Below are 14,594 nucleotides of genomic sequence, written 5' to 3' on the forward strand. Positions count from 1 at the left end.
TTTTTCTCTACACTTGTTTTTAACTAGGAATAACTATGAACCACATGAAAAAAACGACTCAAGCCGCGTTGATGCTTATCATGACGCTGGCACTGAGCTTATTCTCGCTAATTGCCCAAGCACAAACGACAGACACGGGATGGCTGACCAACCCGCAGCATCCACCTGTGCAAACGCGCTTTGTCCTTACTGGCCAACACGATCCTAAAGCAAAAACGCTGACGGGATATCTCGATGTCAAATTGAGCGGCGACTGGAAAACCTACTGGCGTTCGCCGGGCGAGGGCGGTGTTGCGCCATCCATTGATTGGGAAAAATCACAAAACCTAACTAAGGTGGATTGGCAGTGGCCATATCCGCAGAAATATGAACTGCTTGGTATTGAAACGCTGGGTTACAAAGGCGACACGCTTTTCCCGATGACCTTGCACGTTGAAGATATGACTAAACCTGTGACGATTGATGCGACATTGACGCTTTCTTCGTGCACAACGATTTGTGTCCTGACGGATTACCATATTCAATTGTCCTTCATGCCTTCTGACTTACAAGTCGATGAAGGTGTGATGTTCAGCTATGCGCAAGCGGTGAGCAGTGTGCCTCAAGCTTCGCCATTTATTGATGTGACAGAAGCAAACTGGGATGCAAACCAATCTAAACTACAAATCAAACTGACCAATTCACAAGGTTGGCAAAAACCAGAGGTGCTGGTTGATGGTGTCGATGAAAACACCAGCGATTACAGTTTCAAACTGCTTGGGCTGCACCAAGAAGGCAATACCCTGACAGCAAACTACAAAGTAAACACGTGGCTGGGTGATGTGGAACTGGATAACCAATCGGTTTTTGTTTCAATTAAAGACAGCAACTTGCTAGCAGAAGAAGTGGCACCTGTTAAAACAGGATTGATCACAGAGACGTTGCCAAGTACATCACTGGTGAGCATCTTCCTATTTGCGTTGCTCGGTGGCTTGATTCTCAACATCATGCCTTGTGTGTTACCGGTTCTGGGCATGAAGCTAAGTAGTATTGTTGCTGCGCAGGGTGTAGAACGCCGCCAAATTCGCACGCAATTCATCGCGTCTTCATTAGGTATTTTGACTTCGTTCTGGATCTTAGCTGGCTTTATCTTGGTGCTTAAGCTTACAGGCAGCGCCATTGGCTGGGGGGTACAGTTCCAAAGCCCTTGGTTCCTTGGTGTGATGGTTTTAGTTACTGCGCTGTTCGGTGCCAATATGTTGGGCTTGTTTGAGATTCGTCTTTCTTCAGGTACCAATACTTGGTTGGCGTCAAAAGGTGATAACTCGTTAGTGGGGCATTACGTTCAAGGCATGTTTGCGACACTACTAGCAACGCCTTGTTCTGCACCTTTCCTTGGCACAGCGGTGGCTTTCGCATTAGGTGCTGATGTCATCACGTTATTCGCAGTCTTTACCGCACTTGCGATTGGTATGGCGCTGCCATGGATTTTAGTGGCGATCTTCCCAGGTATTGCCTTAAAACTGCCAAAACCGGGTCAGTGGATGAATGTCGTAAAAATCGTCTTTGGCATCATGATGCTGGCAACTAGCGTTTGGTTGTTGTCATTGATGGCAAACCACTTACCAATCTTCTGGGTTATCTTGATTGGCTTGGTAGCGTTTATCGTGATCATGGCACGTGTGAAGCATATTTATGGCAACAAAGCGTTAGCTATCTCAGGAAGCGCCTCTTTGATTCTGATCGCTGGTGGTTTGGTGTTAGGCAGTGTGACTGCAAATCATTGGGCTACGCCATTGCCAGAAGATTTGGCTTGGGAAAAACTCTCTAACGAAGCCATCACTGAGCACGTGAAAAATGGTCGTGTGGTATTTGTCGATGTGACGGCAGATTGGTGTGTGACCTGTAAAGCCAACAAGATTGGTGTGATCTGGCAAGATCCGGTTTACTCACTATTGCAAAGCCCTAACGTGGCGACGTTAAAAGGCGATTGGACGCATCCGAACAGCTCGGTAACGGACTTCCTACGTGCTCATGGTCGCTTTGGCGTGCCATTCAATATTGTCTATGGACCAGCAGCGCCAGAGGGTATTCCTTTGCCTGTGATTCTGACTGACGATGTAGTGGTGAAAGCAATCGAACAAGCAAGTGGAGGCGCAATTAAGTGAACACAGTAAAAAAGCGCAAGTCGCTCAAATACTGGCTCAGTCAAGCGCTACAACTCGTCCTTATGGTGACCGTGATTTCGGTCACCATGGATTGGTATCGCACTAAAGACATCCCTAAAGAGCAAGCACCGCCTCTGAGTGCGATCATGGCCGATGGCGAATTTGTCGATGTGATTGCCAAAAGCCATGAAGAACCCGTTGTGGTGTACTTTTGGGCAACGTGGTGTCCGGCGTGCAAGTTTGTTAGCCCAAGCGTGAGTTGGTTGAGTGATTACTATGAAGTGGTTGCGGTATCTGGTGCGTCTGGCCCGCAAGAACGGGTGCAAAAGTTCATGCAGTCTAAAGACTACCAGTTCGATAACATCAACGATCCGAAAAGCGCCATCATGCAAGAATGGAGTATCAGCGTGACCCCGACCATCTATGTGTTAAAAGATGGAGAGGTGAGCTCAATCACCACAGGCGTTACAACGCCAATGGGCATTCTAGCAAGGATCTGGATGGCCTAAATCAATGCGTAGCACGTCGACTTTTTTCACGTTTTTACAATGACATAAGTGTGCAGGTGAGTGTGGCGTGCTACATTGGCAAATGTTCAAAGATCAAGGAGGAATCATGGACGTTGCTAAAATGTATGATGAAGTATCTGAGCGCTATCAGAAATTAATCGAAGACAGCCAATACGTTGGTCCGCGCTGGATAGATGGGAAGTTAAAAACGCTCAATCTCCAACAAGCTTCTGCTCTTGATTTGGCTTGTGCCACAGGCAGTATTGGGGAAGTCATCAAAACGCATTACCCGGACGTTACTCTACACGGCTTGGATATCTCATCCAAAATGGTCGATAAAGCGCGCGAGACAAACCTCTATCAAAGTGTCAACGTTCATAATCTCGACCAACCTTTCTCTCCTATTTTCAATCAAACCTTCGACATCATCACCGCTCTCGGATTCACGGAATTCCTTACCAATCCCCAATCGCTACTTCAATGCGTTACAAACAAGCTCAATGCTGACGGACGCTGTTTTATCAGTTTCCAATGTCACGACCCAGAAAGAAAAGACCTACCAAGAAACACCTACAGCGGCACGGTTGTGCATACGGCTTACACCGAGAGTGAAGTCCGCGAATTCAGCCACAACGCAGGGCTAGAAGTGGTGTCTTTAGAAAACCTCGTCGGCTACACATCAGGTGCAGGTTATGTATGTCGTTACCTGCTCTTAGAGCTAAGAAAGCCAAGTTAATCAATTAAATAAACAAGGACTGTTTTTGAAGACACAAGACCTGAGTGAGTTCGAATCGGGCATGGAATACGATGCGCAGTATGATAAACATTACGAATACGGTATCGCTCTGATACAAAGTCACATTTCCGCGATGGATGCTCGAAGTTTGCTGGATGTGTGCTGTGGCACGGGGATTGTCACAATCCCTGTTGCGAAAGGGCTTGATTGTGCTGTCGGTATTGATATTGCAGAGGGCATGTTAAAACAAGCTAAACGCAAAGCGCAGAGGCTAGGGAACCTTTCTTTTTTGCAGCAGGATGCCACTAAATTCTCTCTCGATAAACGGTTCGACATGGCGATCATGACAGGCAACGCTTTCCAAGCTTTCCTCTCTGATGAGATGTTAGCTGATGTCCTCCACTCGATCTCTAATCACCTTGAGAAAGGTGGTCGTTTCCTCTTTGATACCCGCCTACCAACGTCCGAGAATCTGGAAATTGATTCTGAAATGTCACTGTGGCAAACCTATCAACTGCCAGATAAAGGCGAAGTGAAGTACATGGGTATGAGCGAACACTATGACGATGAGAACGCGATTCTTTACTTGAAGAAAGTACGTCATTACCAAGATGGGACAACGGCCTACTCAAGCATTGATTTGAAGTACCGACAACTAGATGAGATTGAAGTATTTCTTGAACAAGCGGGTTTTCGCGTTATCGAAAAGTTTGGTTCGTGGACAGAAGAGAAGTTAACGGTTAACTCAAACAATCTTATTTGTGTCGCAGAGAAATTTTGATTTATAGGGAACGTTTAATGCAAGGGTATCGCATCAGTACCGCCTTTGAAGATATGGATCTTGATTGCATCCATCAATTCATCTCGCAAGGCTATTGGGCGAAAGGTGTGCCGAGAGAAACGTTAGATAAAGCAATACGAAACTCCTTTTGTTTCGGCGTGTTCACTGAGTCGAATCAACAAGTCGCGTTTGCTCGCCTTATTACTGACAAAGCCACCTTCGCTTATCTCGCCGATGTTTTCGTGCTCCCTGAGTACCGCGGCAATGGCATTAGCAAGTGGTTGGTTTCTGAAATCGTGTCCCATTCAGAGCTTCAAGGTTTACGTAGAGTAATGCTCGCAACGCGCGACGCACATGGTTTGTACGCACAATATGGCTTTAAGCCTATCGAGCCTGTTGAAAACTTTATGCAAATTTGGAACCCCGGTGTATACCAAGGTGACGATTAATGAGATTGGAAGCACAAGATGTAGCAATTAGGTATCTTGAAGAGTTGGACGCCGTTCCTTTGTTTGAAAACTACCTTGGTGATGATCAAGCGTGTTTGTATATCAACCGACAAGCGCATCAAAGCTCAAAACAGACGTTACAAGCCATCAAAAAATGGAGCACTCAATATGAGTTGGATCAACCCAATATCTTGGTATTCGCAATCGAAGAAACATCCTCTCAAGATCCCATTGGCTGCTTAGTCTTAATCCCTGAAAAAAGCACCAGCGAAATTCACTTTGGTATCTCTAGGAATTATCAAGGCAAAGGTTATGCGACTCAGGCATGCCAGCTCGGTATTGAGTATTTGACAAGGATGGGAGTAGAGCAGATTCATACTGCTCCTCATATCGACCATCAAGCCAGTCTTCGCGTGCTCGAAAAATGTGGATTTAAGAAGCAAGGCGTGTTGAAGGAATACACGGTATTTCCTGCGTTGAGTGCGTTTCCGCAGGACTGTTTGAACATGTGGTTTAAAAGGGCTGAATAATGAAATGGGCACTATGGTTTGTCGCTTTTATCACGATAGAAGTGGCGGCAAATGAGCCACTTAGAATCGCGGTCAGTCAAACACCATATTCTGCTGTTTTACAGCTCACGAGTTTTGAAGAAGTAGAGCAAGGTGGTGATGCCTACTACAAAATTCAAGCTGAAGTATTGGAAGACATCAGAGGGAACTCTTCCTCCCACATCTATTTCAACATGCACGCAGAGATGGGAGATGAGCCGAATTTAGACACTGCACCTGTGATCATTACGCTTTGTCATGATGAGCAAGGGTTCTTTTGGCCGAGCACTGGGTCGGAGTTTATGGCGAGTAAGCAAAATGTTTCCATTGCTAAAGACGTGGCAGAACACCTAAATGTAAAGCAAATATCGTTTTCTCATTGTCCACAATAGCAGACGTGGAGCCATGATAACTGCAAAGTATTCTTAAGTAATTGTTTATTTAAGTTACTGAAAATAAATAACTGTCATACCATTGCCGCTATGGTGTCACATGACAGAATAGCGACTGTCGCTTGTACGTCGTTTTAATCGATCAGCGCTTACGGCACGATGTGAACATCATTGAATGAATAGGGATATATGATGCAAACAGGGAAAACAATTTTAACCAGTTACTTTGAATGGAAAGGACATGACATTACTGTTCAAATTTCAATGTTAAGTGGAAAAGAATGGGTTTACGTCGATGACGAGCTCGTATCTCAAAAGTCCAATTGGTGCTTTAAATCCAGCCATATGCTTGAGATTGAAGGAGAGAAATTGGAAGTCCAAATTTGCTTAAACGGTAAGTGGATGATAACGGTCTTCCTGAAAAAGGGTTATCGAAGTATTGATGAGTATGAATTTGGGTTAACTCATCTCCAAATTCTCAAAGGCATCGGTGTTGCTTTTGCGTGTGGCTTAATTGTTGGTTTTGTAACTGTCGCTGCATTTTTTGGTGGTAAAGGGTGAATAGATGCAATTAGATACCTCAAAAATTCGCCACCTAAGGCAGCACAAAGCATGGACCCAACAACAACTCGCTGATATCTGTGGCTTAAGTTTACGCACCATACAACGTGTTGAGCTTCACGGAAGTGCTTCTTTGGAGACTGGTCGCTCTCTGGCTGCTGCATTTGATACTGAATACACTGCACTTTTGGTAAATGCTAAACCTGATAGCCACGGGAGTAATAACCCCTCATCTTTTAGCGATTCTCCTAACCTTATATTTATTAGTGTAGGGATGTTTGCGTTTGGTGTCTTGGTCGGTGCACTTGCAATGATTCTATTAAGATAAACTGGGCTACGCTGCATGCCCAAAGCAATGTGCTCTGGGCATGACATATTAGGCGACTTGTTCGTCTGGGTGACCCCACATCAATGGTTCTGCATAAGGGCCTTTGATGGATGAGGTTGATTCGCCAATACCATCTAATGCGCCTGGTGTTAATTCACGTGCAAACCAACATTCCAAAGGTGCCTGCGTTCTTACTGGTGGCAACACATTGTGCGGCGTGTTGTAGCGGTTTCCGTAGTGGAACGGCTCACCCATCACAAAGATAACGTCAGCATCTAACTGCTTCTCTGCTTCTTCCATCAATCTTGTCGCGTAGCCTTTGCCTTGGTATTCAGGTAGTACGGCAAGTGGTGCAAGTACATAGCATTTTAGGTGTGGTGCCGCGTCAATCACGATAGGGGTATAGCACGCATGTGCCACGCCTTCGTAGACGATTGAAAAGCTGCCATCTGCAATAAGATTGTCGGCAAACTCCGCATAGAGTTTGGCGTGTCTCTCGTCGTATAGTCCACCCGCTTTTGCGAACGCTTCGTATTGAATTTGATAAGGTGTATGCATTGGTTTCTCCTTTGTTTTCTATATTTAACAAATACACCGACTGACCGTACAGTCAGTGTATTTGGTCAAAAAAAACACGCACCGATATGTGCATGATTTTTGGTATTTCTAACAGTACTTTTTGATGAACTCTTGTCTGATTTCTTCGATAGGGAAATCCTCATTGAGTAAGTAGTTCATGGCAATGCCGTCGATTTCTGCGATGAACATTTTTGTCACGACAGAAGGGTTCGAGTGCCCCAGTGAACGGAAGACTTCTTCAGTGGATGCCTGTAAACCTTGGTAGCGTTCGTCTACCAGGTCGACAACAATCGCTCTGGTTGTCGGGTGAACCATCACACTAAAGTTGAACTGGTATATCTTGCGATGTTCAGGAACTGTCATGCCATCGAAGATCGAGTGGATCATCGCTTCAATGCCACCTTCTTCGTTGGATAAATGCTCATCATTTTTATCAGTTTCTTCAATGATCTGAGTGATATGAACAAAAACTTCTCTCAACAGCTCGTTTTTATTTTTGAAGTGATGAAACACCAAACCTTTTGAAATCTCAGCCTTCTCACAAATGGTGGAGACGGGCGTTTTCTCAAAACCATGTTCCGCAAATAATTGCGTTGCAACTTCAATGATCTGTTGTCGTTTGTCCATCGTGTTCACTCTACATACCGACTGACCAACTGGTCAGTTTTGCGAATGATCGTGCGTTTCTTTATCCTCCGTCAAGTATTAATAGGATCAAAACTGATTGATTGATGTGTTAGCAGCGAAGTGAAAATCAAGCATGATAGAAAACGGATACTGTAAACCTCTGTCTAATCACACAATTACCATTACTTTTTTCTAGAAGCATCAAACCTCGTTATTGTCTCATCCACTAAAGCGGTGCAACGCCATTAGGAGACACCATGATCGTTACCACTCTCGTTGATAATTCTCGTCTTGAGCACAGAACCGATCTCTGTGTCGAGCGCGGTTTATCGCTGCATATCGACACTGAAGGAACCAAACTGTTGTTCGATATGGGCAGTGGGCGAACGTTTTTCGACAACGCGCCTTTACTAAATATTGATATTCAAGAAGTGGATCTCGCCGTTATTTCTCATCGGCATCATGACCATTGCAACGGCACATCTCATTTTCTAGAGCAAAACGGTGTAGCCAAAGTCTATTTAAAGTCGTGTGGAGACAAGGACTACTGCTTTCGAGCTTTTGGTTTCAAAAGTGATGTGGGCATCGACAAAGCGTTGTTGGAGAGAACAAGTGGCCGTATCGTGCTGGTCACTGAAACGACACAAGTTGCTCCGAATGTTCATGTTATTGCGAAGATCAGCGATAAGTACCCGCAACCAAAAGGTAACCAATATCTCTATACCCAATCAAAAGACGGCCGTTATGAAAAAGACACCTTTGAGCACGAGCTACTTTTGGTGATTAAGGAGGAGGATGGCTTAGTTATCTTTACTGGATGTGCGCACAGCGGAGTATTGAACATGATTGAAACGGCCGTTGAGTTGTTTCCAAACGACAGGATCAAAGCGGTAGTGGGTGGCTTTCATCTTGTGGGCTTACCCGTATTTAATAGCATTGGCGGCACTAAAGATGACATCAAAGCATTGGGGATAGCGCTATCTAGATACCCTGTTGAGAAGTTTTACACGGGCCATTGCACGGGCATGAAGGCGTATCATTTACTGAAAGAAGTGCTTGGTGATCGTCTGGAGCATTTGCCAACGGGTCGTTGTGTTGAGGTTTAATCATCGACCCTGCTAACGTTTATGATTGTGAGCGAGCCAAATTCCAATCTCAGCTATTCATCTTGCCTATTGTCAAAGCGCCCTGACAAAACCTTACCAAATATGACAGTTTTAGCGGCTTCAAACCACGGTATCCTTAGAACTTTATGTTCATCAGATGGTCACAAGACTACAAAACAATAATTGGAATCAATAATGGCAAAAACTTGGCTTGTCGCTGCTGTGAGCGTTGCATTACTTGGCGGCGGTGCGTATTTCTATCTGCAATCTTCGGCTCAACCAGAGGCGTTTCCGACATTGGCAGTGGAAAAGGGAACCATCGAGAAACAAGCGGTGGCAGTCGGCAATATTGTCCCTGCACATTCTGTATCTATTAAGTCACAGATCGATGGCATCGTGGGTGAGATGTTCGTTCAGGTCGGTGAAAAGGTCAAGCAAGGCCAACCATTGATTAAGGTTCGTCCGAACCCGACACCTCAAGCGCTTACTGATGCTTCAACAGACTTAATGCGCAGTGAAGCGGACCTCGAATCAGCCAAACAAAAGCTCGCCAACCTAGAAAGCTTGGTGAAGCAAGACATCATTCCAAAGAATTACGATGAATACGTTAGTGCGCGTTCAACCGTGAAATCGGCTCAAGCGAACGTACTGCAAAAACGCCAGAACCTCGAATTAATTCGCAGCGGTGAAGCTTCTATTGGTGACGCTCGTTTAACCTCAACCATTTATGCACCAATTGATGGCACAGTATTAAACCGCAAAGTCGAAGTCGGTGAACCAATCATCTCGACCGAATCTAGCCAAGCCGCGACAGAAATGATGTCTCTGGCGGACATGAACAGTCTGATTTTTAAAGGCAGCGTGAGCGAGCATGATGCCGCGCAGCTTTCTCCGGGTATGCCAGTTCTACTAACCGTGGCGCCGTATCCCGATGTGGAAATCTCCGGCGTGCTGACCAAAGTGGCGATTCAATCAGAAAACCTAAACTCGCCTGAAGGCAATACGTCTGCAAAAAGCTTCGATAACGGGTTTGAGGTCGAAGTGGGTGAGCTGAAGATCCCGCAAGAAGTGTTGCTGCGTTCGGGCTTCTCATCAACGGCACAAATCACACTGAAGAAATCTGAGAACGTATTAACCTTACCAGAACGAGCGCTGCAATTTGATGGCGACACGCCAAACGTATTGATCCCTGATAGTTCAGAGCAAGGCTTCCACAAACAGGAAGTGAAGCTAGGCTTGTCGGACGGCATCAATGTAGAAGTGTTAGATGGTGTTGAGCTAGATGAAGAGATCATCGATAACAGCATGATGATGGGAGCTGCACATGGCTAAGCTGCACTTATCTAAAATTGGTGTTGCGATATTAGCGGCAACACTCAGCTTACCAAGCTATGCGATTTCGATTGAACAAGCGTGGCAACAGGCAAAGCAAAGTGACCCAAATTACGAGAAAGCCAAAATTGGTGTTCAACTTGGTGAAGTGGGTGTCGATGCAAGCCGTAGTTCACTCTTACCCGGTTTGAGTGCGACAGCATCGGCGAATTGGAGCGAATCTGCCGACAATACCAATAGTTATGGCGCATCGCTTTCTCAAACCATTTGGGACAGCAGCTTGTGGTCGGATCTAGACCAAGCGAATGCCAATTACATCAAAGCGCAGCTTGAACTGGCTCAATCACATAATGAATTAGCACAAAGATTGCTTTCATCGTATTTGGATGTCGCAAGTGCACAAGGCGACCTTCAACTGGCGCAATCCAAGTTGGAAGAAGGCAATAAACTGCTGAAGATCATCGAGAAGCGTTACCTCGCGGGTAAAGTGAAATCGGTGGATGTTGAAGAGATTCGAGCAACACAAGTCGCGGACAGAGCCGGTATCTTGAATGCGCGTTCTGATTTAGAAGTGAAGCGAGCGGAACTGGCTGCGTTGATCAATCAAATCCCGCAAAACGTCGATCAAATTCGTACTGATTCGCTTGTTCAACCGCCCTTGCTGGTGGACTCTCAAGAGCAATGGTTAAAGCTTGCTAAAGACAGCAGCCCAGAGTTGCTGGTGGCAGCCCAGAACGTCAAAGCCAGTGAGTTTGCCAAAGATTCTGCACAAGGTGGGTATTACCCAACGTTAAAAGGGAACGTTGGCTACAACGATGATGACCGACGTAAAGACGGCGAGTTCAATGCAGGCATTACACTCAGTGTGCCCATTGATTTGAACGGCGCAACGCGAGCAAGAGTCGATGAGGCGTCACTCAATACCCTAAGTGCAAAGCAAGATCTACGTCGAGTGGAAATCGATATTCAAAAGCGCGTGATCCAGCAGTTTACTCAAGTCGACATCAATTGGAACCAAGTTTTGATGGCAGACGAATTGGTTACTTCTCGTGAGAAAGTGCTGCGCAGCAAAGAGAAGCTTTATGATGCGGGTTTGCTCGAAGTATCAGAAGTGATTAGTGCACACAACAGCTTGTTTGAGGCGAAAAACAGCCTACAAACCAACTTGTACAACTATTGGCGTCAGCGTATCGGCTTGTTGCAAACCGCAGGTAAGTTAGATGACGACACCATGGCGCTGATCTCCCGAGCGTTTAATTCATGACCAGTTTATTGCAGCAAACCTTATTGCAGCAAACATGGCAAACGCTGATGGCACATCGCATGAAAAGCATGCTCGCCATCATTGCCATTGCGTGGGGCGTAATATCTGTGGTGGTTCTGATTGCGCTGGGAGAGGGCTTTTATCGCCATCAAACTCAGCAGTTGTCGTTTATGGTCAATAATGTGCAAGTCGCGTTTCCATCGAGCACCAGCAAACCTTGGCACGGCTTACCTTTACGACGTCAGATTCAGATCCCGCAGGATAAAGTCGATATGATCAAACAATCTGGCTTTGTGAAATCTGCATCCAGTGTGTATGCCAAGTGGGATGCAAACATCACCAATGAAAAAGGCCAAAAACTAACGAGTTTTGTTAGCGGCATAGATCCGTACTATTTCTCATTGATTCAACGCAAGTTGGAGTCGGGTTCGCGTAATCTGTCACCCAGTGATATTGCCAATCACACTCGCGTAGCGATTTTGGGTGACCAAATTGCCAAGATGGGTGAAATCAGTATTGGTCAAATGGCCAAAGTTAACGGCGTGCCATTTTTGGTGATCGGCATTATGAAAGACGAAGATGCGGGCATTTCATTTGGTGATAGCCGTAAAGTCTTCATCCCTCAAACTACCTACCTTGATTTGTGGGATGCCAAACCTTGGATGCTGCTACTCAAGCCTGTCGACGGTATGGATGGCAACGCATTCCGACAAGCCATTGTTAACTTCTATGCCAAGCAATTGCACTTCGACCCAACCGACAAAGAAGCGATTAACTTGCCAGACTTCAGTGAGGGCGCAGCGGTGATTACGGGTATTTTTCGTGGCATTCAAATCTTCCTTGGGGCAAGCGGTGCGATGACCATGGCCGTTGGCGCTCTTGGTGTCGCAAATATTATGTTCCTCTCTGTGACAGAAAGAACGCGAGAAATCGGCGTACGCCTGGCGATTGGTGCAACGCAAAAATCTATACTCAACCAGTTCATCCTTGAAGGACTCATTTTGGTGGCGGTCGGTACAGCTCTCGGTTTAATGGTTGCTTATTTAGTGGTCGCATTGCTTGGCTCCATTACCTTACCGGAGTGGTTAGGTTTTCCGGTTATCACGCCAGACTCTATCGCTTGGTCACTGTTAGTCACGCTGGTTCTGGCGTTGCTGGCGTCTTACTTTCCGGCAAGACGAGCATCGCGTCTCACCCCCGTAATTGCATTAAGTGCGAGGGCGTAATCATGTTGCTACCGATGAGACAAATTTTTCAAGAAATGGCAGCAGAAAAGCTGCGTTTGGGTTTGACCATTCTTGCCGTTGCATGGGCGACCTTGTGTATTGCTGCCATGTTGGCGGTCGGCGAGGGCATTCGTCAGGGCGTATTAAGAACCGCGCAAAATGGCAACGGTAATCTGATTTACTTAACTGGAGGCATGGCGACCGTCGATTATGGTGTGTTCCACCAAGGTAAGTTTCTAACCTTAAAAGCCGACGATACCGATGTCGTTAAAGCCCTACCAGAGGTGAAAAGTGTTGCGCCAACCGCAGTATGGGATGAGCGTATCACCGTGGACGATAGAGGTTCATGGCAAGAACCCTTAGCGGTCACGACGGATTTTGCGTCCATGACCAATCTGATCCCAATGGATGGCGGTCGTTGGCTCAATCCGCTCGATCAAAAGCAGATGCGTAAGGTGGTTGTATTGGGTTATTCACTCGCCGCGGATCTGTTTAATCCTAATGAAGACTTCAGTTGGTTTGCCCCTGTGACATTACAAGCCGATCCAGTGGGTAAAAAGGTCAAGATTGGCAGTGAAGAGTTCACGGTGATTGGCGTGTTGAAGAAAAACAGTGCTGAAATCGAACAGGGTGATCAAATTAACTACGCCAGTTTTGTGCCGTTAGCCACGTGGCAACGCTTTCATACTAATGGTGATATTGGTGGTATCAACGTAGAGCCGAATGCTAATGCAGACCGTGAAAAACTCGCAGAGACCATTCGTCAGGTGATCGCTCGTAAACATGGCGCGAGTGTGAGTGACGAGCAAGTCGTCCAAGTGGAGGATATGTTCCTTAAACAGAAAAGCATGCAACAGTTCTTAGTTGGTCTACAAAGTTTTCTCGGCATCATTGGCTTTGTCACGCTTGCAGTGGCGGGCGTCGGGATTGCGAATGTGATGTACGCAACCGTGAAGCGTTCAACCAGAGACATTGGCGTACGCATGGCCGTTGGTGCTACGCCAACTGCGATTCGTCTGCACTATTTGGTGCAATCGCTGATGACCATGATGTTAGGTGGTGTATTGGGATTAGGAGTGACTTACGCGCTTGTTAGCGCAATTAGCGCGATCAATTTAGAAGGCAACATGTTTTATGAACGCCTTGGCAGACCCGTCCCTGAGCTCTCTTGGATAGTCGTTGCAATTGTGATTACCACCTTGGTGTTTATTGGCGTTGCATCTGCTTGGTTACCTGCTAACAGAGCAGCAAAAGTGAGCCCGCTGGAGGCGCTGCAAAGTGAATAATAAAAAGAATTCTGGAGAGAAAATGTCGAACGCCCCATTGGTTGAGCTGACTAACATTTGCAAATACTACGCAAGCGGAGAGGCCGAAGTGCGCGCTCTAGATGGCGTCGACTTAACCATCAATCAAGGTGAGTTTCTTTCCATCCTTGGCCCGTCTGGTTCGGGCAAATCGACTCTGATGAACATGCTTGGCTGCTTAGATAAACCAACCGATGGCGAATACCAATTGGGTGGTCAAAACGTCGCAAGTTTAAGCCCGAACGAGCTAGCCGGTATTCGTAACCAAAAGATAGGTTTTGTCTTCCAAAGCTTTAACTTGTTGGAATACGCGACAGCGTTGGATAACGTGGCACTGCCGTTGGTTTACTCTGGCATCAAAGCCAAAGAACGCCGCCAGCGTGCCGCTAAATTGTTAGAGCGAGTCGGGCTAGGGGATCGTCTCGACCACAAACCAAACCAGCTTTCTGGTGGTCAAAAGCAGAGAGTCGCGATTGCAAGAGCCTTGGTCAACGATCCGCAGATCATCCTAGCCGATGAGCCTACTGGTGCATTGGATTCGAAATCTGGCGCAGAGATTGAAGCCTTGTTCAATCAACTCCACGCTGAAGGCAGAACATTGATCATCGTGACGCACGATAACGCCCTAGCAGAGCGCACCAAGCGCATCATCACCATCAAAGATGGCAAGGTGATTTCGGATAGGGTGCCGCAATAACGCTCCAG

17 protein-coding genes are annotated in these 14,594 nt (G+C 46.3%); 15 read left to right on the forward strand and 2 right to left on the reverse strand.

From position 1 onward, the window contains the following. Positions 1 to 35 precede the first annotated feature (35 nt). From C1S74_RS16625 to C1S74_RS16665, 9 genes are all read left to right on the forward strand, one after another. A complete protein-coding gene (locus C1S74_RS16625) occupies positions 36 to 2,147 on the forward strand; it encodes a protein-disulfide reductase DsbD family protein (protein WP_045395719.1) in 2,112 nt (703 codons plus the stop codon). Beyond that, positions 2,144 to 2,656, forward strand: a complete 513-nt coding sequence (locus tag C1S74_RS16630) for a protein disulfide oxidoreductase (RefSeq protein WP_045395721.1) — start codon at positions 2,144 to 2,146, stop codon at positions 2,654 to 2,656. Before C1S74_RS16625 ends, C1S74_RS16630 begins: the two co-directional genes overlap by 4 nt. 106 nt (positions 2,657 to 2,762) lie before the next feature. After that, complete coding sequence (locus tag C1S74_RS16635) at positions 2,763 to 3,392, forward strand: class I SAM-dependent DNA methyltransferase (RefSeq protein ID WP_045395724.1); 630 nt, start codon at positions 2,763 to 2,765, stop codon at positions 3,390 to 3,392. 25 nt (positions 3,393 to 3,417) lie between these two features. Then, positions 3,418 to 4,173 carry a class I SAM-dependent methyltransferase gene (locus tag C1S74_RS16640; RefSeq protein WP_045395727.1) on the forward strand — a complete coding sequence of 252 codons (756 nt, stop codon included), beginning with the start codon at positions 3,418 to 3,420 and terminating at the stop codon, positions 4,171 to 4,173. 17 nt (positions 4,174 to 4,190) lie between these two features. After that, positions 4,191 to 4,622 carry a GNAT family N-acetyltransferase gene (locus C1S74_RS16645; protein ID WP_045395730.1) on the forward strand — a complete coding sequence of 144 codons (432 nt, stop codon included), beginning with the start codon at positions 4,191 to 4,193 and terminating at the stop codon, positions 4,620 to 4,622. Next, positions 4,622 to 5,152: a GNAT family N-acetyltransferase gene (locus tag C1S74_RS16650; RefSeq protein ID WP_045395733.1), complete on the forward strand. Its 531-nt coding sequence runs from the start codon at positions 4,622 to 4,624 to the stop codon at positions 5,150 to 5,152. Before C1S74_RS16645 ends, C1S74_RS16650 begins: the two co-directional genes overlap by 1 nt. Continuing rightward, positions 5,152 to 5,562, forward strand: a complete 411-nt coding sequence (locus tag C1S74_RS16655; protein ID WP_045395736.1) for a hypothetical protein — start codon at positions 5,152 to 5,154, stop codon at positions 5,560 to 5,562. The genes C1S74_RS16650 and C1S74_RS16655 overlap by 1 nt, the downstream gene beginning before the upstream one ends. Before the next feature lie 189 nt (positions 5,563 to 5,751). Further along, positions 5,752 to 6,123, forward strand: a complete 372-nt coding sequence (locus tag C1S74_RS16660; protein ID WP_231565459.1) for a hypothetical protein — start codon at positions 5,752 to 5,754, stop codon at positions 6,121 to 6,123. Between the two features lie 4 nt (positions 6,124 to 6,127). Continuing rightward, on the forward strand, positions 6,128 to 6,451 hold the full coding sequence (locus C1S74_RS16665) for a helix-turn-helix domain-containing protein (protein WP_045395739.1): 324 nt from the start codon (positions 6,128 to 6,130) through the stop codon (positions 6,449 to 6,451). Between the two features lie 48 nt (positions 6,452 to 6,499). Here the strand turns inward: C1S74_RS16665 and C1S74_RS16670 are convergent, their stop codons facing one another. Then, positions 6,500 to 7,009 carry a GNAT family N-acetyltransferase gene (locus C1S74_RS16670; protein WP_045395745.1) on the reverse strand — a complete coding sequence of 170 codons (510 nt, stop codon included), beginning with the start codon at positions 7,007 to 7,009 and terminating at the stop codon, positions 6,500 to 6,502. A 108-nt stretch (positions 7,010 to 7,117) separates the two neighbouring features. Then, on the reverse strand, positions 7,118 to 7,657 hold the full coding sequence (locus C1S74_RS16675) for a TetR/AcrR family transcriptional regulator (RefSeq protein WP_045395748.1): 540 nt from the start codon (positions 7,655 to 7,657) through the stop codon (positions 7,118 to 7,120). Positions 7,658 to 7,914: 257 nt separating this feature from the next. On the opposite strand from C1S74_RS16675, the gene C1S74_RS16680 reads away from it, so the two are divergent. From C1S74_RS16680 to C1S74_RS16705, 6 genes are all read left to right on the forward strand, one after another. Further along, complete coding sequence (locus C1S74_RS16680) at positions 7,915 to 8,763, forward strand: MBL fold metallo-hydrolase (RefSeq protein WP_045395751.1); 849 nt, start codon at positions 7,915 to 7,917, stop codon at positions 8,761 to 8,763. A gap of 195 nt (positions 8,764 to 8,958) precedes the next feature. Further along, complete coding sequence (locus C1S74_RS16685) at positions 8,959 to 10,095, forward strand: efflux RND transporter periplasmic adaptor subunit (protein ID WP_045395754.1); 1,137 nt, start codon at positions 8,959 to 8,961, stop codon at positions 10,093 to 10,095. Further along, on the forward strand, positions 10,088 to 11,359 hold the full coding sequence (locus C1S74_RS16690) for a TolC family protein (RefSeq protein ID WP_038870603.1): 1,272 nt from the start codon (positions 10,088 to 10,090) through the stop codon (positions 11,357 to 11,359). Before C1S74_RS16685 ends, C1S74_RS16690 begins: the two co-directional genes overlap by 8 nt. Then, positions 11,356 to 12,585 (forward strand): ABC transporter permease, encoded by a 1,230-nt coding sequence (locus C1S74_RS16695; protein ID WP_038880611.1) that lies wholly within the window; start codon positions 11,356 to 11,358, stop codon positions 12,583 to 12,585. The genes C1S74_RS16690 and C1S74_RS16695 overlap by 4 nt, the downstream gene beginning before the upstream one ends. Positions 12,586 to 12,587: 2 nt before the next feature. Beyond that, on the forward strand, positions 12,588 to 13,871 hold the full coding sequence (locus C1S74_RS16700; RefSeq protein WP_045395758.1) for an ABC transporter permease: 1,284 nt from the start codon (positions 12,588 to 12,590) through the stop codon (positions 13,869 to 13,871). A 22-nt stretch (positions 13,872 to 13,893) separates the two neighbouring features. Beyond that, a complete protein-coding gene (locus tag C1S74_RS16705; RefSeq protein ID WP_045395761.1) occupies positions 13,894 to 14,586 on the forward strand; it encodes an ABC transporter ATP-binding protein in 693 nt (230 codons plus the stop codon). The last annotated feature ends 8 nt before the right edge of the window (positions 14,587 to 14,594 follow it).

It is taken from the genome of Vibrio hyugaensis, from assembly GCF_002906655.1.
Lineage (GTDB): Bacteria > Pseudomonadota > Gammaproteobacteria > Enterobacterales > Vibrionaceae > Vibrio > Vibrio hyugaensis.